This window comes from Vibrio sp. 070316B (assembly GCF_013114115.1).
GTDB classification, from domain to species: Bacteria; Pseudomonadota; Gammaproteobacteria; order Enterobacterales; family Vibrionaceae; genus Vibrio; species Vibrio chagasii_B.
Genome location: NZ_VTYC01000030.1, coordinates 27,149 through 51,451 on the forward strand (window position 1 = coordinate 27,149; position 24,303 = coordinate 51,451).

Annotated in this window: 21 protein-coding genes; 12 read left to right on the forward strand and 9 right to left on the reverse strand. The window is 43.6% G+C overall.

The window, feature by feature from the left end; genetic code table 11:
• The first annotated feature begins 19 nt into the window (after window positions 1-19).
• The 4 genes from fabV to mrdA all read left to right on the forward strand — a co-directional run bounded on the left by fabV (window position 20) and on the right by mrdA (window position 7,250).
• Entirely contained in the window at window positions 20-1,219 is a 1,200-nt protein-coding gene (gene fabV / locus F0251_RS19085) for an enoyl-ACP reductase FabV (RefSeq protein ID WP_171731607.1), read from the forward strand.
• Window positions 1,220-1,397: 178 nt separating this feature from the next.
• A complete protein-coding gene (locus F0251_RS19090) occupies window positions 1,398-3,305 on the forward strand; it encodes a GGDEF and EAL domain-containing protein (RefSeq protein WP_105058192.1) in 1,908 nt (635 codons plus the stop codon).
• A 120-nt stretch (window positions 3,306-3,425) separates the two neighbouring features.
• Window positions 3,426-5,081, forward strand: coding sequence for an ABC-ATPase domain-containing protein (locus tag F0251_RS19095; protein ID WP_116870662.1), 1,656 nt, complete (start codon window positions 3,426-3,428; stop codon window positions 5,079-5,081).
• Window positions 5,082-5,351: 270 nt separating this feature from the next.
• Window positions 5,352-7,250: a penicillin-binding protein 2 gene (mrdA, locus tag F0251_RS19100; protein ID WP_008221450.1), complete on the forward strand. Its 1,899-nt coding sequence runs from the start codon at window positions 5,352-5,354 to the stop codon at window positions 7,248-7,250.
• Between the two features lie 80 nt (window positions 7,251-7,330).
• On the opposite strand, the gene F0251_RS19105 is transcribed toward mrdA, so the two are convergent.
• Both F0251_RS19105 and F0251_RS19110 read right to left on the reverse strand, forming a co-directional pair.
• Window positions 7,331-7,966, reverse strand: coding sequence for a DNA-J related domain-containing protein (locus F0251_RS19105; RefSeq protein WP_061030956.1), 636 nt, complete (start codon window positions 7,964-7,966; stop codon window positions 7,331-7,333).
• A 164-nt stretch (window positions 7,967-8,130) separates the two neighbouring features.
• Window positions 8,131-8,970 carry an isopenicillin N synthase family oxygenase gene (locus tag F0251_RS19110; protein WP_008221453.1) on the reverse strand — a complete coding sequence of 280 codons (840 nt, stop codon included), beginning with the start codon at window positions 8,968-8,970 and terminating at the stop codon, window positions 8,131-8,133.
• Between the two features lie 199 nt (window positions 8,971-9,169).
• Between F0251_RS19110 and F0251_RS19115 the strand changes: the two genes are divergently transcribed.
• A complete protein-coding gene (locus tag F0251_RS19115; protein WP_171731616.1) occupies window positions 9,170-9,775 on the forward strand; it encodes a DUF2238 domain-containing protein in 606 nt (201 codons plus the stop codon).
• A gap of 93 nt (window positions 9,776-9,868) precedes the next feature.
• Here the strand turns inward: F0251_RS19115 and F0251_RS19120 are convergent, their stop codons facing one another.
• From F0251_RS19120 to F0251_RS19140, 5 genes are all read right to left on the reverse strand, one after another.
• On the reverse strand, window positions 9,869-10,120 hold the full coding sequence (locus F0251_RS19120) for a hypothetical protein (protein ID WP_004738029.1): 252 nt from the start codon (window positions 10,118-10,120) through the stop codon (window positions 9,869-9,871).
• Window positions 10,121-10,139: 19 nt separating this feature from the next.
• Entirely contained in the window at window positions 10,140-11,045 is a 906-nt protein-coding gene (locus F0251_RS19125; protein WP_061030958.1) for a DMT family transporter, read from the reverse strand.
• 36 nt (window positions 11,046-11,081) lie between these two features.
• Window positions 11,082-12,773 carry an SgrR family transcriptional regulator gene (locus tag F0251_RS19130; protein ID WP_061030959.1) on the reverse strand — a complete coding sequence of 564 codons (1,692 nt, stop codon included), beginning with the start codon at window positions 12,771-12,773 and terminating at the stop codon, window positions 11,082-11,084.
• A 162-nt stretch (window positions 12,774-12,935) separates the two neighbouring features.
• A complete protein-coding gene (locus F0251_RS19135) occupies window positions 12,936-13,169 on the reverse strand; it encodes a DUF3389 domain-containing protein (RefSeq protein WP_008221462.1) in 234 nt (77 codons plus the stop codon).
• 80 nt (window positions 13,170-13,249) lie between these two features.
• Window positions 13,250-13,675: a hotdog fold thioesterase gene (locus F0251_RS19140; protein ID WP_061030960.1), complete on the reverse strand. Its 426-nt coding sequence runs from the start codon at window positions 13,673-13,675 to the stop codon at window positions 13,250-13,252.
• Between the two features lie 149 nt (window positions 13,676-13,824).
• Between F0251_RS19140 and F0251_RS19145 the strand changes: the two genes are divergently transcribed.
• Window positions 13,825-14,613, forward strand: a complete 789-nt coding sequence (locus tag F0251_RS19145) for a M48 family metallopeptidase (RefSeq protein ID WP_061030961.1) — start codon at window positions 13,825-13,827, stop codon at window positions 14,611-14,613.
• Window positions 14,614-14,741: 128 nt separating this feature from the next.
• Here the strand turns inward: F0251_RS19145 and F0251_RS19150 are convergent, their stop codons facing one another.
• Window positions 14,742-15,824: a site-2 protease family protein gene (locus F0251_RS19150; protein WP_171731608.1), complete on the reverse strand. Its 1,083-nt coding sequence runs from the start codon at window positions 15,822-15,824 to the stop codon at window positions 14,742-14,744.
• A gap of 358 nt (window positions 15,825-16,182) precedes the next feature.
• Here F0251_RS19150 and F0251_RS19155 point away from each other — a divergent pair, with 358 nt between their 5' ends.
• The 3 genes from F0251_RS19155 (at window position 16,183) to F0251_RS19165 (ending at window position 20,660) form a co-directional block, all read left to right on the forward strand.
• Entirely contained in the window at window positions 16,183-17,442 is a 1,260-nt protein-coding gene (locus F0251_RS19155) for an outer membrane protein transport protein (RefSeq protein ID WP_061030963.1), read from the forward strand.
• A 15-nt stretch (window positions 17,443-17,457) separates the two neighbouring features.
• A complete protein-coding gene (locus F0251_RS19160) occupies window positions 17,458-19,881 on the forward strand; it encodes a VolA/Pla-1 family phospholipase (RefSeq protein WP_105058185.1) in 2,424 nt (807 codons plus the stop codon).
• A 221-nt stretch (window positions 19,882-20,102) separates the two neighbouring features.
• Window positions 20,103-20,660 (forward strand): PhnA domain-containing protein, encoded by a 558-nt coding sequence (locus F0251_RS19165; protein ID WP_008221474.1) that lies wholly within the window; start codon window positions 20,103-20,105, stop codon window positions 20,658-20,660.
• Between the two features lie 59 nt (window positions 20,661-20,719).
• On the opposite strand, the gene F0251_RS19170 is transcribed toward F0251_RS19165, so the two are convergent.
• Window positions 20,720-21,634: a LysR family transcriptional regulator gene (locus F0251_RS19170; protein WP_171731609.1), complete on the reverse strand. Its 915-nt coding sequence runs from the start codon at window positions 21,632-21,634 to the stop codon at window positions 20,720-20,722.
• Between the two features lie 196 nt (window positions 21,635-21,830).
• On the opposite strand from F0251_RS19170, the gene F0251_RS19175 reads away from it, so the two are divergent.
• The 3 genes from F0251_RS19175 to F0251_RS19185 are packed head-to-tail and all read left to right on the forward strand — an operon-like array spanning window position 21,831 to window position 24,283.
• On the forward strand, window positions 21,831-22,043 hold the full coding sequence (locus F0251_RS19175; protein ID WP_008221478.1) for a DUF1656 domain-containing protein: 213 nt from the start codon (window positions 21,831-21,833) through the stop codon (window positions 22,041-22,043).
• Window positions 22,044-22,053: 10 nt separating this feature from the next.
• On the forward strand, window positions 22,054-22,914 hold the full coding sequence (locus F0251_RS19180; protein ID WP_171731610.1) for an HlyD family secretion protein: 861 nt from the start codon (window positions 22,054-22,056) through the stop codon (window positions 22,912-22,914).
• Window positions 22,915-22,927: 13 nt separating this feature from the next.
• A complete protein-coding gene (locus F0251_RS19185) occupies window positions 22,928-24,283 on the forward strand; it encodes an FUSC family protein (protein ID WP_171731611.1) in 1,356 nt (451 codons plus the stop codon).
• The last annotated feature ends 20 nt before the right edge of the window (window positions 24,284-24,303 follow it).

The following is a 24,303-nucleotide window of genomic DNA, read 5'->3' on the forward strand; positions in this document are numbered from 1 at the left end:
GTTAACTGTAAGGTTATTTATGCTGATCGAACCTATTATCAAGGGTGTGGTAGCAAAAAGCGCTCACCCTCTTGGCTGTCAAGAAGCCGTAAAGCAACAAATTAGATTCGTTAAGAGTGCGCCGCAAATCAAAGATGGCCCTAAACGAGTATTGATCATCGGCGCTTCTTCAGGCTTTGGCCTTGCCGCTCGTATCGCCCTTACCTTTGGCGGTGCTCAAGCCGACACCATTGGCGTTTCATTCGAACGTGGCCCAAACGAAAAATCTCTTGGTAGTGCCGGCTGGTACAACAACATCTACTTCAAAAAAGAAGCGGAACGTGAGCAGCGCACCGCTATTAACATCGTAGGCGATGCCTTTTCCCAAGAAACCCGCGCACAAGTTGTTGAAGCCATCGAAACTTATTTCGAAGGTGAAGTCGATCTCGTGATTTACAGTCTGGCTGCGGGTGTACGTCCCAAGCCCGATTCTGATGAATTCTGGCGCTCTGCGATTAAACCTATTGGTGAAAGCGTAACTGGCGCAACCATTTCTCTTGAGCACGATAATTGGGTGACCAACACGCTTGAAGCTGCCACTGAAGAGGAAGCAGAAAGCACACTCAAAGTCATGGGGGGCGAAGACTGGGAAAGTTGGATCGACGAACTCATCAATGCCGAATCTATCGCTCCCGGCTGTAAGACTATCGCCTTCTCTTATGTTGGCCCTGAAGTCACACACCCTATCTATCTCGATGGTACACTTGGTCGTGCAAAAATCGATCTTCATCAAACCAGTCATGCGCTTAACCTAGAATTAGCAAACTTTGACGGCAACGCTTATGCGACAGTGTGTAAGGCGTTGGTTACCAAAGCAAGCGTATTCATCCCAGGCTTAAGCCCCTACTTGCTAGCGTTGTACAAAGTGATGAAAGAGAAGCAGACGCATGAAGGGTGTATCGAACAAATGCAGCGCCTATTTAGGACTAAGCTGTACGGTCAATCTAAAGTACCACTTGATGGCGAACGGTTGATACGAATGGACGACTGGGAACTAGACCCAGAGACACAAGCCCATGTGACAGAGTTGCTCAATAAGATGGATGAAAACAACTTCCAAACTCTGGGCGATTACCAAGGGTTTAAAGATGAATTCTTGCAACTAAACGGCTTTGCACAACCATCGGTAGACTACAGTAAGAAATTGAATAGCGAAGACTTTATAAAATTAAAGCCCTAGTCGAAATTTATCTCATTACTGAGACCCGTATTCACATTTGAAAACCTCTGCAAAATTGCCGAGGTTTTTTTGTGCAACATTTCTTATACTTAATTAACTTAAGATTCACAGTTTATTTGGTTCATCATAATTAACACAGGATGTGTTGATGCATTTAGCATAATTGACTCGGAGTCATATGAAGAAAATAAAAACTCTCGATTTAGATATTCCAGACGATATGGAGCACGGTTGGCAGAACATCGTTGATCTGTTGGCTCAAATAACGCAAGTGCCAGCAGCACTTATTATGCGTGTTCATTCCAATTACATCGAAGTCTTCTCCACCAGTCGTAGCGAGAACAACCCATACAATAAGGGCGATTCTGAAACACTAGGCAACGGGCTGTATTGTGAAACCGTTATGGAATCTCAGCGGCAACTTCTTGTCCCCAATGCTCTCGCAGACCCGGCATGGGAAAGTAACCCTGACATCAAGCTAGGGTTGATATCCTATTGTGGTATCCCTCTGCTTTGGCCGAATGGTGAGCTTTTCGGCACCATTTGTATCTTGGACTCTAAAGAAAATCACTACACGCCGACTTACATTAAACTCCTGGAAAGCTTTCGAACTTCAATTGAGTCCCAGCTTAAAACCCTCTTTCAGCACGCCAAACTGACTCAAATGAATCGTGACCTCAAAAACCGGGTGTATACACGAACCAAAGATCTCGCCAGTTTGAATTACTCCTTAAATCAAGAAATTGATAAGCGAAAAGCCGCTGAACAAAAAATCAATTTCCAAAAGAACCATGACCTAGGAACTGGCTTTTTAAATCGTAGTGCATTTGAGTCGCGTTTAAACCACAAACTCTCTTCTCAACGCAGGCTGACGGATTGCTCATTTGCTGTCATTCACATCGGTTTTACCAACGGCAGACGTATACAAGCTCGATACGGCTATACAGCACTGGACAAAGTATTAGTTGAATACCGAAAACGTATCGATAGCATTGCCGATATTGAGGTGTTAACCGCGCGCCCTACTTCTGTGGATCTGGTGTTAGCGTTCAGTGTTAAAGATTTGCATCATCGCCTCGAAGAGCTTTGCCAAACTCTAGTAAAAGTTGGTCATTCTGAATTTGCTATCGAAAATGATAAGGTTCACCTGCACGCATTTATCGGAATTGCTACTACTAATAACGAAGACGATGCAGAAAGTATTCTTCAGAAATCGTCAGAGGCTATGCTGGCCTGCAAGGATTCCGGGCAAAAGTTTGCTTATTACTCCCAATCTCACACTGAAGAGCAAAGTCATATCAATAAGATCGAAGGTTACTTGCTGCAAGCGGTACGTAACGATGACTTAATGCTCTACTTCCAACCCAAAGTATGCCCGCTAACCCATCGTTGGGTCGGTGCTGAAGCATTGCTCCGCTGGCGCCACCCCGTTTTGGGAGACATATCCAATGAAACCTTGATTCACATGGCCGAGCAAAACGGATTGATTTTCGAAGTGGGCAGCTTTGTCCTGCGCAACGCGATTGAGAAAGCCAAAGAATGGTCTGAATATGTTGAGGACTTCAAGATGGCGGTCAATGTGTCTGCGGTGCAACTCAAAAACGCGCATTTTGCAGAGCAAGTTGTTCATTTGCTAGAAACCTACCACCTTGAGCCTCATTTCTTGGAGCTTGAAGTGACAGAAAGCGGATTGATTGCAGATGAAGTGGTCGCAAAGAATACCTTAGAATCGCTACATGATATTGGCGTTACATTGTCACTGGATGACTTTGGAACCGGCTATGCCTCTTTCAGCTATCTCAAGAAATTTCCATTCGATGCAATCAAAATTGATAAGAGCTTCATAGACCAAATGCTCAACTCAAGTGAAGATTCAGAAATTGTTCGATCCATCGTTCAGATAGCGAAAAAGTTAGATCTAAAAGTGATGATCGAAGGCATTGAATCAGAAGTTCAGGAGAAATTTATCATTGATGAAGGTTGTGACGTAGGACAAGGTTATCTGTATGGTCGACCAATGCCGAGTCAAGAATTTGAGCATAGCTTAATCAATCAAAACTATTTAGGGACGACTCGTTACGCTTAAAGTGAAAAATAGCCGTTAGTTTTGGATTTAAACCTAGTTTCTCTTTACTCTATAGGTGGTGATTTTTATAATCGCCGCCTTTCTGTTTTTATCTTCCCCTTTATATAGGCATTCCTCGTTATGGATCAGTTGACTGCAAAGCTTAAAAAGCTCGAAAAACAAAACTACCGTGCATATCAACAAATTAAAGGTCAATACGACTTTGCTGATTTCGAATTACACATCGACCACATTCAAGGTGACCCGTACGCGTCAGCCTCTCGTTTTCGTGCAACACGCGCGTGGTCGCTGACTGGGTTAGATTGGCTGAAAGAAAAATCTTACGAATACCAAGTAGCAGCTCGTGATTTTATTGCTCGCAGCTTTGCTGAGTTCGCAAAACAAGAAGCGACCGTTTCTATCGCATTAACGGGTCAAACAGTACTCGACAACACTGCAGTCGTGTTTACTGAGCACGGTATCGAAATTCGTTTCCGTATTAACCTGCCTGCTGATGGTCGTAGCATTCTTGCGAAGAAAGCGAACAACATCATCACCTTCTACCTGCCGAAGTTTATCCGTCGCGCAACGCTTGAGCGTGAGCTAAACATAGACGCAATGATCAAGCACTGTGAAACAATCGAAGACCAAGAAGCGCTACGTACACAGCTAGATGAGCACAACCTATCGGCATTTGTGGCAAATGGCAGTGTATTACCACGTATCGCTGGTAACTGTGATCTTCCAATGAAAGATGCGGTTCCATTTACAGCACCAGAATCACTGAGCGTTACGTTAAACACGCCAAACCAAGGCGATGTAACAGGCTTGGGAATTCCTAAAGGGATTACATTGATCGTTGGTGGTGGTTTCCACGGTAAATCGACACTATTGAATGCGGTTGAACGCTCTATCTACAATCATATTCCTGGTGATGGCCGTGAAGGCATCGTGACTGCCATTGATACAATGAAGATTCGCGCTGAAGATGGCCGATGTGTGCACAGCTTAAATCTGTCAAACTACATCAATCATCTTCCAATGAAGAAAGATACCTCTGATTTCAGTACCCAAGATGCTTCGGGCTCTACTTCTCAAGCGGCTTGGTTACAAGAGTCGATTGAAGCCGGTGTTCAAACCCTATTGATTGATGAAGATACGTCAGCGACTAACTTCATGATCCGTGATGAGCGTATGCAGGCATTGGTTTCAAAAGGTGACGAGCCAATTACTCCGCTTGTTGACCGTATTGGCCAGCTACGTGATGAAATGGAAATCTCTACTATCGTCGTTATGGGTGGCTCGGGTGATTACCTAGATGTAGCAGACACCGTGATCCAAATGCACGATTACCAAGCGGTAGATGTGACAGAGAAAGCAAAAGATGTTATTGCTCAGCACCCTACCCAACGTACTAACGAGTGCGAAACACCGTTGGAGATGTTTGTTCCTCGCTCACTGAACCGTGCATCACTAATGAACATTCTTACTGATGGAAAGTTCCGCGTGAGTGCTAAAGGTAAGGAATCTCTGCGTTTTGGTAAAGAGTTTGCCGACCTGTCTGCTCTTGAGCAGCTAGAGTCAACTTCTGAAGTCAACGCGATTGGTTGGGCTTGGTTCCAGTTTGCACAAACGCCTGGTTGGTCAAGTAATCCAGCAAAAGAGTTTAACGCGATTCTAGGTAACGATTGGCACCAAAATATGCCTAACTACGGTGACCTAGCGAAACCAAGAACGTTGGATGTTATGGCAGCTCTTAACCGCATGCGTAAATCTCAGTTCAAGCCTTCGAACTAAGTTTTACTCAACCAAATACAACTTTTCGGCCCCACAAATGGGGCCGTTTTTATTTCTACTCGTCCTAGAAAGCGTTCTATCAAACCACAAATGTTAAGTAACGAACTTTGTGCACGATAAATAACCTGTTTATCGCCCTACACTTCCTTCCCCATAATTTATATAACTCTTGTTATCTTTGAGAAGCTCATAAAACATGACATTGTTTTTACGAAGCTATGGTAAAGTCCGCCTAAACAAGTGTAACTAAATGTAACAGGCTAAGATTTGATGTACCACAAACGCGTAAAAATGCGTGATCATAAAAGTGAAGTAAACCTGTTTAGAAACCGTGTTATTGTCGCATTCATAGGTATTCTGCTTTTCACTCTCGTCTTAGTCGGTAACCTATACCGACTCCAAGTTCAAAACTTTGATAGCTACCAAACCCGCGCCGACGGGAACCGAATTAAAGTGCTCCCGATCGCCCCTACGCGAGGGTTAATTTACGACAGAAATGGTGTGTTGCTGGCTGAAAACAAACTGGTCTTTTCTCTCACCATGATCCCAGAGCAAACAAAAGATGTGGATGAGATGCTCAGCAAACTCAACGAGTACATCCCGCTGAATAAAGAACAAATTACGCGTTTTAAAAAGCGTTACCGCAATACCCGCCGCTTTAAGTCCGTTACCCTGTTAGAGAACCTGACGGAAAAAGAGATCGCAAAATTCTCTGTTCACCAATACTTATTTCCCGGGTTATCTATCGATACCAGCTTAAAACGATTTTACCCTAATGGTGAGGTACTGACTCACGTACTAGGATACGTTGCTCATATCAATGATAACGATTTAAGAAAACTAGAAGAACAAGGTAAAGAAGCGAATTATCAAGCGACGACTATCATTGGTAAGCTCGGCGTTGAGCGATACTATGAAGACATACTTCATGGACAAAAAGGCTATCAAGAGGTTGAGGTAAATAGCCGAGGCCGCATCGTCAGAACGATAAAGTACGTTCCGCCTGTTGCTGGTAAAGACATCGTACTCAACATTGATCTTGAACTGCAAAAGTATGTGTTCGAACAACTTGATCATCGCACTGGCAGTGCTGTTGTCCTAGACCCGAAAGACAACAGTGTTTTAGCTATGGCATCAAGCCCGAGTTACGACCCTAACCTATTCGTTGATGGCATTTCTAGCAAGAATTACCAAACACTTCTCAATGACCCAGCTCATCCATTGGTAAACCGAGCGACGTTAGGTGTTTATCCACCCGCTTCTACTGTTAAGCCGTTTATGGCTGTTGCGGGCTTGGAAGAACATGTTATTTCTGAAAATACCATCCGTAATGACCACGGCGTATGGCGCATTCCTGGGTCTAAATCTAACTCTAAAGCCTGGCGCGACTGGAAGCGTTGGGGGCACGGTCCTGTTGATGTTACACAAGCGATTGAAGAGTCGGTCGATTCCTTTTTCTATCAAATGGCTTTCGACCTAGGCATCGACCGTATTAGCACGTGGATGAACCGTTTTGGTTTTGGTAAACCATCGGGCATCGACATCTACGAAGAGAGTAACGCCAACATGCCGACACGAGATTGGAAGATGATGCGCTACCGAACGCCTTGGTATCAAGGTGACACAGTACCGATCGGTATTGGACAAGGATACTGGACCTCGACTCCCTTACAACTTGCTAAAGCGACCTCTGTGTTAGTCAACCATGGCAAGGTGATGCCTCCGCATATCCTACGAGCAACACTCGATCACGGTGAAGACTTAGAGACTCAACAGCTAGTAGAACCTAAACAAATGACATCCATCGATGAAGTCCCAGACAAGATTTGGGATGTACCAATTAATGCGATGAGATTAGTGAACCACGGTAGTCGTGGTAGTGGTAGAAGAGCGTTTAAAGGAACAAAATACACGAGTGGTGGTAAGTCCGGTACCTCTCAAGTATTTGGTTTAGCAAAAGATCAGGTGTACAACTCGAAAGAGTTAGAAAGGCACTTACTTGACCACGCACTCTACACAGCCTTTGCTCCGTATGAACACCCGGATTACGTTGCAACTGTCGTTATTGAACATGGTAATGGTGGCTCTAAGGTCGGTGCTCCTTACATTCGCAAAGTGCTTGATTATGCATTCGAACATAAAAGCGGTGTGAGTAAAGGTAACTCATAACACACAAGAAGCACAAAGCCCCACGAGTCTTCAGTGGGGCTTTATATCGTTTATAAACAACATTGCATCTAGGTAAAAAACTAGCTTCGCAACACATGCCAAGCTTCACACAAGGTTTGAAATTGGGCGGTGTTACCCTCATCTCTATCTGGGTGCCAACGAAGCGCAAGCCTTCTCCACTGTTTACGTATTTCTTCCTGTGAAGCGTCTAGTGGTAACTCAAACAAGCTCAATGCTCGGTTTCGGTCCATGTCTGTTTCACTACCACCAACAAACTTCTTGTAGCGGGTCCAAAACTCATTCAATAGTCGCTTAACTTCACCCTCTTCGGCTTCATAGTTCAACCAATCAATGTAGTACTCACGCAACGGGTCTTGGTGGTCAATAGCGTGTGTACTTCCGTGATATCGACCACACATTAGTTCTATCTCCATCGCTTGAACTTGCAGCCAATTATCTGGGTATAGCGTCTCTTGCAGTTGGTAAAGCGCGTTCATGATTAAGAAGTTCTTCTTGAATAACTCCTTCTCTGGAACTGGGTCAAGGACAGGAATAAAGCCGAGCTCGTTGAGATGCGCAGCCAAGGTGTGCACTTTCCACCCCGTCGGCTTTTGTTTGAGCACTTCCATGATTGGCCAAAGCAACGGGTTTTCCATGTGTGCTTGAAACTGGCAACTAATATTTTGATGACTCGATGAGTCTAGATTGTCTGACATAATTAATTGAGCCCGCAGCCATATGCATGTGTGTATCTAATTAATTGATAAGCGATCTGTCGTGGTTTGTCGAGTTTCAAACTAAATAAATTTCAACCAGTTATGTATTTACAAAGCAAAAAGGCCAGCATTATGCTGACCTTTAGTATACGAAAACAGACGAATTAGATAACGCCAAGCTCTCTTAGGCGCTCCATTAGGTACTCGTTTGCTGTGTACTTTTCAGAAAGAACCACTTCTGGTTTCGGGTGCAAGAAAAGAGGCAAAGAGATGCGAGACTTTTCTTGGCGTGCGCCAGTTGGGTTGATAACACGGTGAGTCGTCGATGGGAAGTAACCGCCAGATGCTTCTTGCAGCATGTCACCGATGTTGATGATCATGTTGCCGAAGTCACACGGTACATCTAGCCACTCGTCATTTTGAGACTTAACTTGTAGTCCAGGCTCGTTTGCCGCAGGTAGAACAGTAAGAAGGTTAATGTCTTCGTGTGCTGCAGCGCGGATTGCTCCTGGTTCTTCATCACCTTGCATTGGTGGGTAGTGAAGTACGCGAAGCAGGGTTTGTTCGCTACCATTGATCATTTCTGATAGAGCGATAGAGAACTTCTCTTGCACTTCTTGAGGTGCGTGCGCTTCAACCCAACCTAACAGCTCTTGAGCAAAAGCATTAGCACGTTGGTAGTAATCTAGAATCTGTTCTTTAAGCTGCTCAGGAATTTGACCCCAAGGATATACATGGAAGTATTCTTTGATGTCTTTTACTGTGTGGCCCTTTGCAACTTCAGATACTGAAGGTGGAAAATAACCATCTTGTGTTTCAACATTGAAGTGGAAGTTTTCTTTCTCTTCAGAGATGAAGAATTGGTACCAGTTCTCGTAAATTGACTCAACAAGCTCTTTTGGGATTGGGTGATTTTTCAGTACGCCAAATCCAGTTTCACGTAAAGAGCGAACAAATTGTTCTGCTGCGTCGTCAGCAAGATAATCGACAGTTTCCAGTTTCATGACTTTCTTTCTTGTTATGTAGTGATACGGGGATTTTATGGTCCGCTTTGTTGTAAATCAAACTTTAGTGAAACTCTCGCAACCGTTTGTCTAGATACTGGGCGATAACGCTACTTTTCAACAAATTTGGTAATCAAAACCCAATTGAACAGTGTTCATTATTGTGTAACTATACATAAAACTTATATAGGATCTGATGATGACAATTACTCCACTTGCTCAAAATAGACCTCTACTTTCGCTCACTGTTTTGTATCTCGTTGTTTTTCTTTTCTCAGCGTTTGCTCCCTCTTCGAGAGCCGTATGGATTGCGGAAATCGTACCTGCATTAATGATTCTTATCGGTATTTGGTGGCTATCCACTAAATTAACATTTTCAAAAACCGCTTATGTTTTGATGTTCATTTGGATGGCACTGCACACGATTGGCGCTAAGTACACTTTTGCGGAGGTACCGTTCGATTGGTTTAATCAGTTAATTGGCTCTGAGCGCAACAATTTTGACAGAGTCGCGCACTTTTCTATCGGGCTTTATGCCTACCCACTCGCTGAATATCTTATTCGGAAGAAATTGGCTCAACCCGTGATTGCGTGCTTCTTTGCACTGTTTGCCATCATGAGTGTTGCGGCAGGCTATGAAATTATTGAGTGGTGGTATGCTGAAATCGCAGGTGGTGATGAAGGTATCGCTTTCCTTGGTTCACAAGGTGATATTTGGGATGCGCAAAAAGACATGTTATGTGATACGACCGGAGCTATCGTCTCACTGCTGCTTCTAAAGCTTCAAGGACGTATCAAAGTTTAGCCGAACACTTCGTTAACTCAGTTTATTCAAGACTCACTTTCAAATGCCACATGCCCTATACGCTGTGGCATTTTTTGTGTTTTAGCTTCAAGGCTATTTCATAGTGACCTTACCACCCACGAATTTAAATGCGGGTGTGCCTCGTACTAAGGTATCTCGAGCAAACTCAATTCCACATTCAGGGCAAATGCACGGCTCTGTAGTAAAGTCTTCGACAATCCTTTCCTTAAAACATTTTACAAGCGCACCCTTACCACCTTTTCGATATTTGAATAACTGTGTTTTGCATTTCGCGCAAAATATTTGAACGGTTTTCGTGGGTTGCTTCTTGTTTGGTTTCGCCATAAAGGTAACGTGCTGATTCTTATTGTTTAAGTTTAGGCGCTACAAGCACTAAGCTTATGCCGACTAATATGATGGTTGATGAAATAACAAATTGCATGGTGACAGGCTCTGAGAGCAACAGTACGCCGCCGAGCGTCGCAATAACCGGAACCGAAAGCTGTGCGATTGATGCCACGACAGTATTGAGCTTCTTCACCACGTAGTACCACAAACTGTAACCAACCCCTGAAGCTACAGAACCAGACAATACGGCATAAATGAACCCTTGTTCAGACATCGAAATATCAAGAGCTGAATTTGGTACTACGAGCCACGGTGATATAAACACCAAGACAATCAATGAACAGAACCCAAAGTTGGCCGTTGTTGACAGCAGAGCATTTGAAGATCGCTTTCCGGCCAAGGTATAAATACCCCACCCGATACCCGCGATTGACATTAGCGCAATTGAAACTAAATCAGGTGAACTGGTTGAACTGGTCGGCATTAGCAAATAAACAAGCCCTGAAACAGAGAGCAAACAACCCGCCCACTCAATCAAGGACATCTTATTACCTGAGATGAGATGAGCCGCAATCATGGTAAATTGTACCGCAACAAACAACACTAACGCGCCAAGCCCGGCTCCCAGTTCTAAATATGCAAACGAGAACCCGAACATATAAACGATCAATGACACAACTGAGACTAAACTGAATTGAGATTTGAGCTTAGAAAACAGCGATGTAGGGCTAAGTTTAGCTGTGTTATTGCTATTCTGGGACGCTATACTTAGCAAAATCAATAGAGTAAACGCGCCAGATAAAATACGTATGACGGAGAAACTCAAAGGATCGATGGTTTGATCCATCAATGCCCATCGGCAGAGCACTGAGTTGGCCGCAAAGGCCACCAGCGTAATTAATGTCACTAAGACGGTTTGCATTATTGTTCCCTTGCCCTTGCTGACGCTATCCGCGTATTAATCAACGTCAGGTTTAACCCAAACTTGGCTAAAGTCGAACCAACCAAGCGCATTACACTTCGCGTTTTGCAAGGTACCACATTGGTCTTTGTTTACACCTAGCCAACAATGGAACATGGGAATCAATTGATTGCTTTGTACCAGTTGCTTACCGAGCTGCCTTGCTGGGAACTGCTCAAATTCACCAGAGCGCCAACGATCGATCATATGGCACCACTGATCAAAATCTTCTGCTGGGCTCGACTCATCAAGGAAGCTGTAATCCATAAGCCAGCATGCCAACGCATCGTCTCTGTTGTTTGCAATTCCCATTGGGTTTATCCAAATATCTACATCGTCCGCATGCGGTGGATCGGTTTCGTAACCGAAAAGCTCAACATCAACGTTATATTGTTTGAGAACCGTCACTATGGCTTTCGCGAGCGTAGGAAACATCGGGTGTTGGCACTGATAGGCTAACTTTACTGCAGGCTTAGTATCGGCTGGTGGACACTGCGGAACTTTTAACTTGATATCGTACCAACCAGGCTTGATGCCATAAGCATGCAATACACCCAGATCAATGACGGTCTCTTTGGGAATGTGTACAAAAAGATCGGCAGCATTTAGCGCATTGGATAAAAACTCCGCCCATGCAGGGTCCTTCGCGATACCTTTCTTTCTGTTGAGCAATAGATACGTACATCCCGGATCGAGCTCTACTTCATCGCTATCTCCGCGATCAGCCATAACCGGCTTAGAAAGGCTTGGATAAACCATGGACGAATAGGCTTCATCCACGACCCACACCTCGACACGATCAATCAGCGGCCTAAAGCCAAAGTAGCCATTGAAAGCGGTTAATACGAGTTGTTTTTCGTCATTTTTTTCAATGCGATATGGACCAGTACCAATTGGACGAATATCGTAGTCCTCTCCACGTAAAATCATCGGCAACGTTACTTTTGCGACGGATTCTGTGAGCGCGAGTGGGAAGTATTTATCCGGGCGCGTTAGAAAGACATCAACGACGCAATTGGCCGGTGAGGATACGTCTTTAATATGAGAGAACATATTAAGTGGCTCGAGTGCTAGCAGTGTATCAACGACGTGATTTGTCATGAGTGGCTCACCATTATGGAAGCGTACACCGGGTCTCAAGAAAAACCGCCATTGATAGTCACTGATTTGCTGCCAAGAGTGGGCAAGATCAGGCTGGAGCTGATCGTTTTCATCCAAACGCGTCAAACCACTGAAGACTTGGCAGGCGATGTGTTGTTCTGAACGACGCATCGACTTTGTCGGATTAAGCATGGAAAGCGGGCGATAATAAGGCAAACGAATGACCTGTTCACCCTCTTGATATTGAACCCCAAGGTAGTTTTGGATAACTTGGGTTAGCTTTGCAGCATTTTGGTCAAGAACGGATAGCGCTTGTCCAATCTTACCTTCTTCTAAGTAGCGCCTTGCCAAGTTTTCACTGACGTCACAGCGGTTTTGCTTAAAAATCAGTTGAGATAACTTACCTCGACCAGCCGCAGGTAACCACTCTATCCAGCCCTCTTCTTCGAGTTTATTGAGTACCATTCTGGCGTTTCGACGTGTACAACAGAGTACATCTGTTATGTCATCAAGCTGAACATCAGCGTCTTTACCATCGAAGTATTCAAACAGGGTTTCAAATTGAACGCGAAGTCTTGGGCTACTCATAAAGAGGAAAACTTATTCAAGGGATAATGAATTAAGTTTCCTCATTTTATTAGTGAAAATCAATCTAACTGATAATGTTTTTACTCAGAAATATCGAATTTGAGTAGGTAAGTTTATTTTGACTAAGATAGCAAGCCAGCATAGCGCTTTGCAGACATAGGATTACATCACATCACAACCAATTTCATTGGCGATGTCGCGAAGCTGTTGTTCATCGTCTAACTTTATTGACCACTTACATTCAGAGCCATTGGCTGAGATGACATTTGCCCCTTTTCCGATCAGTTGAATCGCATCGACTTGAGCTTGAAGCGTGACTCTATGTTCACCATCTAAACGAACAACAAGCTCGTGCGCTGTTGCAATGACTTTTCCATTTTTAAAGGTTATGACCATGGATTTCTCAAACTAGAATTATGGTTAGTTAACGGGGTTCAAACTGGTGGTCACAATGGTGTCACCAATAATCGATCGTTTTATCGTTTGTGCTTTTTTACTGCAATGGTTAAACGGCTTGTACAGACCAAGCGTTGACGCTCGTCAGTAATATTTATCTGCCATACTTGTGTCGATACACCAAGGTGAATTGGCTCAGCGGTGCCGATAACATGCCCTGCACGCATTGATCTTACATGATTAGCGTTGATGTCGAGTCCAACACAGTAGTAGCCTTCTGGCACACAGAAATTTGCCGCTAACGAGCCCAACGTTTCTGCAAGCACGACGGAAGCACCACCATGAAGCATACCAAGTGGTTGGTGAGTAAAATGACAAACGGGCATAGTCGCCACTAATGAATTGTCGTTGACCTCGGTATAAACGATGTTGAGGTGCTCAATTAAGGTATTTTTTGAGGTCGCGTTGAAGGTATCTAGGTCAACAGGCTTTTTCCAAATGGTCATGCAGTTTCCTTAATTTTTGTTATCGCTTGAGCAGAGTTTGTTATTGGTGTCTGTTCTTGTCTTACATCTAATAAGTTATCTTATACCTATTAGCCATTACGCAAGTTGATGTTAACATGCATAAAAACCGAATACACAGAGGATATTGTATGACGTCATGGAAGAAGTTTGCCTCGCTTCTCACTCTCGCAGGCTTAACCGCATGTAGCGCTTCTCCAACAGGAAGAAATCAATTGCTGCTGTTTTCAGACAAAGATATGTCTCAACTTGGCGCGCAATCTTTCGAACAAATGAAGAAAGAGCAACCTATTAGTACAGATGCAAAAACAAACGCCTATGTACAGTGTGTAGCGAACAGTATTACTCAACACATTCCTAAGCAAGGTTTTAGTGAATGGGAAGTCGTTGTTTTTGATAGTGACCAAGTAAACGCGTTTGCCCTACCTGGTGGTAAAATTGGTGTTTATACGGGGTTACTTAAGGTTGCAGTGAACCAAGACCAATTGGCTACCGTCATCGGACACGAAGTCGCGCACGTTTTAGCTGATCACAGCAACGAACGTTTGTCCCAATCACAGATCGCCAATACAGGTTTATCGATTACGAGTGTTGCTTTGGGTTCATCTGAATACAAGCAATATCAAGGGATGACCATGGCCGCATTAGGCTTGGGGGTTCAATATGGTGTGATTCTGCCTTATGGTCGAACTCAAGAGTCTGAAGCCGATATTGTTGGCCTAGAATACATGGCGCAAGCTGGCTTTGACCCTAAACAGAGCGTCGATTTGTGGCAGAACATGGCGAAAGCGTCAGGTGGAAGCCAACCACCAGAGCTTCTTTCTACTCACCCTTCGCACAGTACTCGTATTAAAGACTTACAGTCAAAAATAACAACGCTACCTCAATCGAATGTAGCAAGACCAAACTGTAAGGCATAATGTAAGCTAGGATCGCTTTAGCAACACGACTCGGTGAGACTCCATAAAAAACGCCCTATCCAAAATGGTTAGGGCGTTTTTTTGTTTAGTGAGATTCTTGCTCTGACATTGACTCTATCGCAAGAGCATTAAGTACCAAGGATCTGTAACGGTAGGCTTAGTAGCTGGTCGCCTGTAGAAGCAAAATACCAAATAATGCCGATCAAACTAGAAACCAGGCCTACATACCAAAGGAAAGAAACTACTTGGCCATATCTATCTAGTGGTAATAAATGGCTATGGTGGCGCCCTCTCCATTCAAACAGAATTTCAACGCTACCCATAATCAATAAGAAGCCAAACAGCGTTAGATTCAACTGATAACTTAGAATAACGCCGCCTACAGCCGCTGCGACACATAGAACGATACCGAGCACACTGTTCATCGAAAAGCTGATACTTTTTAGAACATGACCACCATCAAGCGGCAAAATTGGCAATAGGTTGAATAGGTTAAGTAAGGCATTAAATACCGCAAGACCTGCAAAGAACATCTCACCTGTCACCCAATACAACACGGTGAACACAAGCGATAATATCAGTCCAAACAAAGGCCCCATGATTGAGATAACCACATCTTGCCATCGTGTATTAATCTTTTCGTCGGAGAGTGCTAAGCCACCAAGGAATGGGATTAGATAAATACCTTTCGTTTTCATACCGAAGTACTTCATGGCTCTGATATGTCCATATTCATGGAACATCAAGCAAGCGATCAAAGCGAGAGCGAACTGAATAGAAAACAGCCACGAATATGCCGCCAAACTTGCAGATGCGAGCACTACTTTAATCAACTTAGCGCTCTTAAGCGCTTTCATTCCAAGCGATACTAACCCAATCAGGCTAAAGCGCTTTTCAGGTTTAGGTGCGACAACCGGAGTTTGCTGCTCGATGTCTTTAGTATTACGACTTCCTTCGGTAACGACTTGTCCGTTAACCAGCGCCTTATAAACCATCTCAAAAGGTTGCCACTGAACCGTAGATTCCACGTGACACTGCAACGTTTCTTCGCCAGAACGAAGCATAAATGTATGTGTTCGCACATCACCATCTTCCGAAGTCGCATCTAATTGAGACACTAGTGTGTTGTCCCAAAATAGCTGCTGCCACCCTGCCATCGATCCTTCTAAACGAAGTGGTTTACCAAGAAACTCTATCGCGAGTAATTCCAAACTATAAATTCCAATTAAATGACCATCAAAATGAGCTGATATTATGCCGATTTAGGGAATGACGGTAAACAGAAACAAAATCGTTACATATCGAGCTATTGAACACTATTTATACCGTAACGGTGCATAAACACTCTGGTCACACCTCCAACCACAAATAAACCATTGATTGCATTTATAATATTGATGTTAAAGTGCCGCCCCTCAAAAATATAAGTTCACAAAATAACAACTCTTTCTTTGACTTTATATAAAACATGAATTTAACATGCTGTTTACATTGGAGCTTCAACACCAAAAATGCTCAGTGTGTTTTCAAACCATAATAACGAAATTCGATGCCCTAGGAGGGTCAAGGATGAAAACAATACAACGCTCTCTCGTTTCACTTTCGGTGCTATTTGCATGTAATTCACTTGCCGCTGGCTTCCAAGTTGCTGAGCATTCTGCCTCAGGCCTTGGTCGCTCGTTTTCAGGTGAAGGTGCAGTAGCTGACAACGCGAGTGTACTAGCGAGAAACCCCGCCGCAATGACCCTATTTGATACAGCCCAGTTTTCAGGCGCGGTTTCTATCGTTGATCCAGAAGTAGACATCACACAGAAGAATGTCCCAGGTTCTGGCGGTCAGAGTCAGAAGTCCAGTGATGTGGCGCCTCTGCAAGTTGTTCCAGCTGCTTACTACATTAGTCCAATCAATGATAAATGGGCTTGGGGTATCGGTATGTTCTCAAACTATGGTGTAGCGACTGACTACCCAGACGATATCTATGCTGGTGATCTCGCCGGTGATACTTCTCTGATCTCTGTTAACATCAATCCAAACGTAGCATATCGAATTAACCAACAATTCAGCGTTGGTGCTGGCGTGAACTTTGTTTACGCTGAGGCAGAACTGAACCGTCACCAAGGTTCAATTTCTAACATTACCGGTGATCCTGCTTCTACCAAGCTGATTAGCATGACGGGTGAAACTTTTGCATTCGGTTGGAACGTTGGTGCGCTATATGAGCTAAACGAAAACAATCGCTTCGCTATCGCCTATCGTTCTGAAGTTGACCTAGATTTTGATGATGGTGACTTTAACGATTACACCGGAAGCATCGTACAAGGCAGTGCTACATCTACAACAGGTCGTCTTAAGATCACGTTACCTTCGATTATAGAAATCTCCGCTTTTCACCAACTGACTGACCAGTGGGCAATTCACTACGGTTGGCAGCAAACGGGTTGGAGTAGCTTCAAAGAACTTAAAGCAACCAGTCCAGATTGTGTAAATGGTGAATGTTTCAAAAAGACTGAACACTACGACGATAACAACCGTTACTCATTAGGTGCGACTTATCAACTGAACCAAGCGTGGACTCTGCGAGCTGGTCTTGCATACGACGAACAAGCGGGTGAAGCGACATTAAGTATCCCCGATAGTGACCGTTTTTGGTACAGCGCCGGTTTAACTTTCCAGTACAGCCCTAACCTTTCGTTCGATGCTGGTTTTGCCCTTGTACAAAGTAAAGATGGTGACTTCAAAGAAACCAATGAACTAGGCCAAGAGCTTGAGTTCTCTGGCGATGCAGTTGCGTACCTATCTGCGATTCAAATGAACTACACCTTCAACTAAACGGAATTACAAAACATGAAAAAGTTATTTAATGTTTCGCTGCTTGCTTCTGCAATGTTTCTTGCTGGTTGTGGTGACGACTCATCAAGCTCTGGCGCATCAACCGCAATTCAATATGAGCAATATATTCAAGATTCACTTGCTCAAGCGACTAACATCAAGTTTCAGTTAACAGGTGCAGATGTCGCAGTTCCTCTTCCAAGCTTTGCATTGATGGATACGACAGACGGCACACTGGGTCTGCCGACTAGCGGTGATGACTCATTGACCAACCCTATCGCAGCAATGAACACTATGGACGGTTGGTCGACTTCTATGCCGATCATCATGGATTTTGAAGGTGCTGGATTAGCGGATGGTGCTGCGACTGGTGGCGTTTATCTTTTACAACTTAGTGGTTCACTTACATCTGAGACCACACCAAGTGTTACAAAGGTATTGACGCTAGGTATTGATTTTGAGGTCGAATCTAGTTCTGCAACTGACACGTTCACGATCAAATTTGATGATTCACTTGATGCCTCCAGTGAGTATGTGTTGGCTCTGTCAAACGAACTTACGGATGTGAATGGTGATCCTGTTGGTATGTCAGCAAGTTACGCTGCACTAAAATCGAGTGCAGTGATTTATACCGAAGGTAGCCTTGCTCAAGCTCAACAAGTCACTCAAGGGGTTGAGAAGATCTTCGCTGGCGCGACAGCAGCAGGTGCAATTAACCTTGATACAGAGAACATCATCTATTCAACTTGGTTTACTACTGAGTCTGTTGGAGACACGCTATTTGCTACTAAAGGCGCTACGGCAACAGGATTGGCAGCGACAAACCTAAATGGTGTCTGGAAAGGCAGCGCAAACCCTAACTCTGTCGATCTTACGGCAGCTTACACAATGCAATTCGGTTCTACAGAACTCTTCACTACAGCATTAGCAAACGATACAGACTTCGATAAATATGTTGCTGGCGGTGACGCGACAACTATCGCTACTCTAAAGGCTGCGATTAACGGACTATACGGTGGTACTGACAACGTTGATGTGACTCAGGGTTTCGTTCAGTTACCTTATTACCTAGAAACCAGTATTAGCGAATGGAATTCTCAGCCATTCGAATCAGGTATGCCTAGCTTAGCTAAAGTATCAAATGCTCTAAGTGATGCTAACGAGCAAGCTAACATGGCTGCTCAATTAGTTGCAGCAGGTATCGATACTAGTGTATTAGCGACTGACCAAACAGAACAGCTTAAACTAGTTGGCCTAAACCTGACTTTAGCAGATGGTTCACCACTTGATAGCGAAAGAGTTATTACGAAATACTCTCCAGTTCCTCAGGTAAAATCATTAGAGTCTGTAGAGTTTTTGTTATTTACACCTAATGGTGCAGATCCTACTGATGTGGTGATTTACCAACACGGTATAACCTCTGCTAAAGAAAATGCTTATGCGTTCGCTTACAATTTAGCGAGAGCTGGCGTTGCTGTTATCGCAATTGACTTACCAATACATGGTACGCGCAGTCTAGATGATACCCGTTCAGCAAACGCAGATGTGTTGGCTTACTTGAACCTTGCTAACCTACCTGTAGCTCGCGATAACGTACGCCAAAGTTCATTGGATGTAATGGGCTTAAGAGCCTCTTTAACTGCTTCTTTGCAAGCTGGTTTGCTTGCTAGTTCACCTTTGAAAGCATTTGCTGGCTCACAGGTTAAATTCTTAGGTCATTCATTGGGTGGTATTGTCGGAACAACTGCAGTTGCATCATCTAACCGAACGCTAGGTAGTGCGACTGCCGATGCTTTATATAGCTTCAGTGCTGCGGCTATTGAAAACTCTGGTGGACAGATATCTAACCTTTTGTTGGGTTCACCGTTCTTTGGACCGCAAGTTAAGCATAATGTAGCTTTGGGTGCTTCTAGTGATTACGCAAGTTTCGCTTCTGCAAGCTGCACAGGTTTAACAGATCAAGTTTGTTATAGCACGTTTGAAGATAATGCTACGCCGGAACAACTAGCTGCAATGACGGCCGCGTTCCAACAGTTCGCTTATGCGGCACAAACCGTGTTAGACACTATTGATCCATATAGTAATGTTGATTACTTGCTAGCAGCTTCTACTCAGATGCCTATTTATATGGGGCAAGCACAAGACGACCAAACAGTGCCAAATACTGTTGCGGATGCACCTTTTGCTGGTACAACACCGCTCGCTACGAAACTTGGCTTAACGGTGGTAGATGCAAGCAATACATCACCAAACGGCACTAAAGACTTTGTTAAGTTTAGTGATGTGGCATCGCATAGTACATTTGTTGCTCCGCAAGATACCACTACGCCTATGCCACTAGATTTAAACCATCACATTAGCATGCAGACCCAAGCTACAGACTTCTTGGTAAACAACGCTTTATCAGCAGGCTCAATTAATGGAGCGGTATTGGAATAATAACTCTCCCTCACTAAACCAAATGCCAGCCTAACCGCTGGCATTTTTGTATTCGCAACTTTTAACTAAGGTTAGTTAACCGTTTGCATAAAACTTTAAAACACAAATGGTTGATCTCGGCTAAAATTAATCAAGACAGAATACCGTACGACCTCTTTCTTTATTGTAAATAAAGTGGATAATAGCCCCGTAAATTAATACCTAATAAATGTGAGTCCATTATGTCTTCTGAAGCTACTATGCTAGAACGCTGCCAATCTAAATGTGAACTATGTGGTTCTGATTCTTCTCTTACTGCATACGCAGTACCGCCACACAGCCACGTAACAGTGGATCACGGCATCATGGTATGTGACAAATGTCTTGGTGAGATTGACGAGCCTAAAGATATTAATCACTGGCGCTGCCTAACTGACAGCATGTGGAGCCAGGAAGCCCCTGTTCAAGTAACAGCATGGCGCCAACTAACTCGTCTTAACTCAGAGAGCTGGGCTCAAGACGCGCTAGATATGATGTACATGGAAGAAGAAACATCAGTATGGGCACAAATCGGCATGTCTGCTGATGATAAGCCTCTTGATTGCAACGGCGTTGAACTTAAAAAAGGTGACGACGTAACAGTAATCAAAGATCTTCCTGTTAAAGGTACAAACCAAGTAATCAAGCAAGGTACTGTTATCCGCGGTATTAGCGTTGGTGACGATCCTAAGCTTGTTTCTGGTAAAACTAACGGTGGTCAATCAATGTACGTGATCGCTGAGTACTGCCGTAAGAAGTAATCGCTTCTATTCATAACGAAAAAGGCGCTCGTTGAGCGCCTTTTTTATACCTTAAATCATCATCGCTTAACGCTACCAATAAGCTGATCTCGATACTCTTTTATGACCGAGACCAAAGAGCCTTTGATGGCACTGACTTGCTTAGAGTGTGGGCACCACAATGCGAAGCCAAATTTGAAGCCTTCTACCATTTGAGCGGAATGAATCGGCTCTATTAAATGCGTTGAAAACTCTGAGTCAGTGAAAAAAGCCTTGGGTAGCAATGCCCAGCCTAAACCCTCTTCAAGCATTCTGATAATTAGTGACAGCTGGTCAATTTCTTCATAGTCCGAGCTAACAATAATCTTCTCTGCCATCCCTTCATCAACCAGAGATTTCAAGACAAACTGTTTCGAGTTTCTCAAGGCCACTAATACGTCGTCTTTGTCTATCTGTGACAGCTCGCCAGCTTTTTGTGCGAACGGATAAAACTCAAAATGTCCTAGAAACGTCGAATCAAAACTGTGCATTGCTCGGCTATGATGCGCATTCACAAGCCCAAAGTGCAATTCTCCACTTTGTAACCCTGCCTTAATTTCCTTTTTATTCCTGATGACAAAATTAACTCGCATCATTGGGAAGTCTTGTTTAAGTCGTTTACGTATATCCACTAGCACACCTTGTGGAACCATGCTGGAGTAAGCAATGGTGATGTTTTCTAACCCGCCATAAGAAAGGCTCGATGCAACCTTGTTGAAGGTGCGGGCATGTTCGGTCATTTGCTTCGCGTAGTGATAAAGGAGGTGTCCATCCTCTGTGGGCTCAACAGAGCGACCCACTCTTTCAAACAGATTTACTGCAAGATGATCTTCCAAGTTCGTAATTACCTGGCCCACGGTCGTTCTGTGCTTATTGAGTTTTACTGCAGCTTTACTGAACGAAAGCTGTTCATAGACAGTCACAAACGCGAGAAGTTGTTCAATACTAAAGTTCATTTTGATGTGCTCGCTTCTAAATAATTCGTTAAGTTCAAAGTGAGATAGAAAAATTATCGACCTCTCCTTTACCGCTTTAAACTTCAGTATATACCTTAATTCATTTTATTTGATGGATCTGATCCTCTATAAGCGAGTTTTAGTAATTCTCTCTTTCATTTATCGTTGTCTTCTTCAGACGTTAGAGAATCAAAACATGAATACCATGCCGCACGAGCTTGTTTGGGGTGAAGTCTATTTCCCCCCGTTTTTATTGGTTATCGCTTTAGCTTACGCATTAACAATGGTCACAGGGTCACTCGCAACCAAGTTCGGGTTACATAAGTTTGTCGCTTTTCCTGCGATTGCGGAGATTTGCTTAGTCGTACTGTTTACAGGCGTGATCGGCCTATTCATTCCCATTTTATAAGGCACCTCACATGATTAAACGTTACTTAATTTCATTATTATTGCTCGCTGCTGCGGGAACAGTCGCGTATACCTACTATCAATCCTATACAAGTAACCCTTGGACAAGAGATGGTCAGGTCAGTGCTTACATTGTATCTATAACGCCTCGTGTTACCGGACAAGTTACTAAGGTCCATGTGGATGATAACTCGCACGTTTCTAAAGGTGACTTGCTCTTTGAAATTGACCCTAGTATTTACAAAGCGGCTTACCACAAGGCATTAGCAACGCAAAAACAAGCGCTTGCACTATTAGCGAAAGCAAAAAATGAAGAGCAACGTGCCGTTAACCTACAAAAGCGCACACCTGGCGCAGTGCCTATTCTAACGCTCAACAATTTGAGCAATGCGGTTGAAACTTCTGCTGCCAATGTAGATCTAGCAAAAGCAAATGTTGAAGAAGCACAATTGAACCTGAAGTTTACCAAGGTTTATGCGCCGACAAATGGCTACATTACTAACTTAAATCTACGTGCAGGTTCTCAGGTTGTAGCCAACACACCAGTAGTAGCCTTGATTGATGAAGACAGCTTCTGGATTGAAGGCTACTTCAAAGAAACCGACCTAGTGGGTGTTGAATCCAATAATAAAGCGTTGGTCACGCTCATGATGCATAACAATATCCTATTGGAAGGCCATATAAAAAGCATTGGGTTTGGTATTGCCAAACAAGATGGAAGCACTGGTAACGATCTTTTACCTAACGTTAATCCAAATTTTCAATGGATCCGTCTTGCTCAGCGTATCCCAATTAAAGTAGAGCTCGATAAGGTGCCTGAGGACTTACAACTTCGCGTAGGCATGACGGCTTCGATCAAAATAATTAAATAGAAGTGTGGGTTTTATGTTCAGTGCATCAACTAAAGAAGCAATTAAAGCTGCGCTTTCTATTGTCATCGCGATCTGCCTTGCCCTGTGGTTTCAATGGGAGAAGCCATATTGGGCTGCGATAGCCGTTGCCGTAATGGCATTGAATGAAAGCTTTGCACACTCAATGAACAAAGGTCATAACCGGTTGATGGGAACTTTGTTGGGAACCGGTTATGCCTTTTTTCTGATCGCCATGTTTTCGCAAGACCGCTTATTGTTTTTGACGTTCTTTACCCTATTTCTTGGGGTATGTATTTTTATGTCAAGCGACGATAAATACGGCTATATATTTTCGATCGGCTTTGCTGTCTGCTCCATCATTTCTTGTATGGGTGGATTCGACAACCAAGCTACGTTCTATTTTGCTGTGTTACGTATACAAGAAACTCTTCTTGGCGTAATCACATTTTCAATAGTCTATCGTTTACTTTGGCCAGTGAACACAGAGCAACAATTTGTACAACGCTTTGAATCTAGCAAAGAAACTCTATTATCAGCAATGCGAAACCCAACACAGCTCGATGTTGAAGCGTTAGAGGCTAATTCTACGAACATTGATAAGCTGTATCAGTTATTAAACTTACCACTATCGGGAAGCTACCATTTAAAACAGAATGTTAAAGCATGGCGTTTACGAATCAACGAAATGGCCCATATCCAAGGACGTCTGCTTGAACTTGCTTCTGACGAACATGATGACCCTATTCATTGGCCGATACTGGTTGAGAATATGGAGCAGTTAGATTTAATGATGCCTCACCACTCTCTGGTCGAGGGAGAACCTTTGGTCATGATGAGCAATACAAAGGTGTGCTGGCACCAAGAACATCGCACTTTTGTTCAGCACTTAAATCAAGATGGCAGAAAAGTTCTACAGGGTGTGTCCATGTTTGTAACGTCACTACTGGTTTGGATATACCTTCCTGTTCCGGGTGGTTTTATCTTTCCGATGATCGCAGGCATATTCTCTTCGATGCTACCAACCATGCCACCCAGTGTTATTAAAGATGCTTTTTTTGGTGTAATTGGAACGGGTACGGTTATCTTACTTCAATACATCTTCATCATGCCGATGATGACTGAATTGTGGCAACTGGCGCTATTCTATTTCATCAATAGCGTGGTTATCTGGAAGGTTTTTGCTACACCTAAACTGATGGTACATCGAGTCTTGGGTATCAACTTGTTAGTCGTACTTACCTCCGGAGCTTTGAACCTTACACCTGTATATCGGATTGAGACGCCACTGCTTATGTTGACCACTCTTCTGATTATTTTGATGATTGCCAAGCTGTTTACCGACCTGTTCAGAGTAAAAGCGGCGATTTGATTTGATGGGGGCTATCCGCT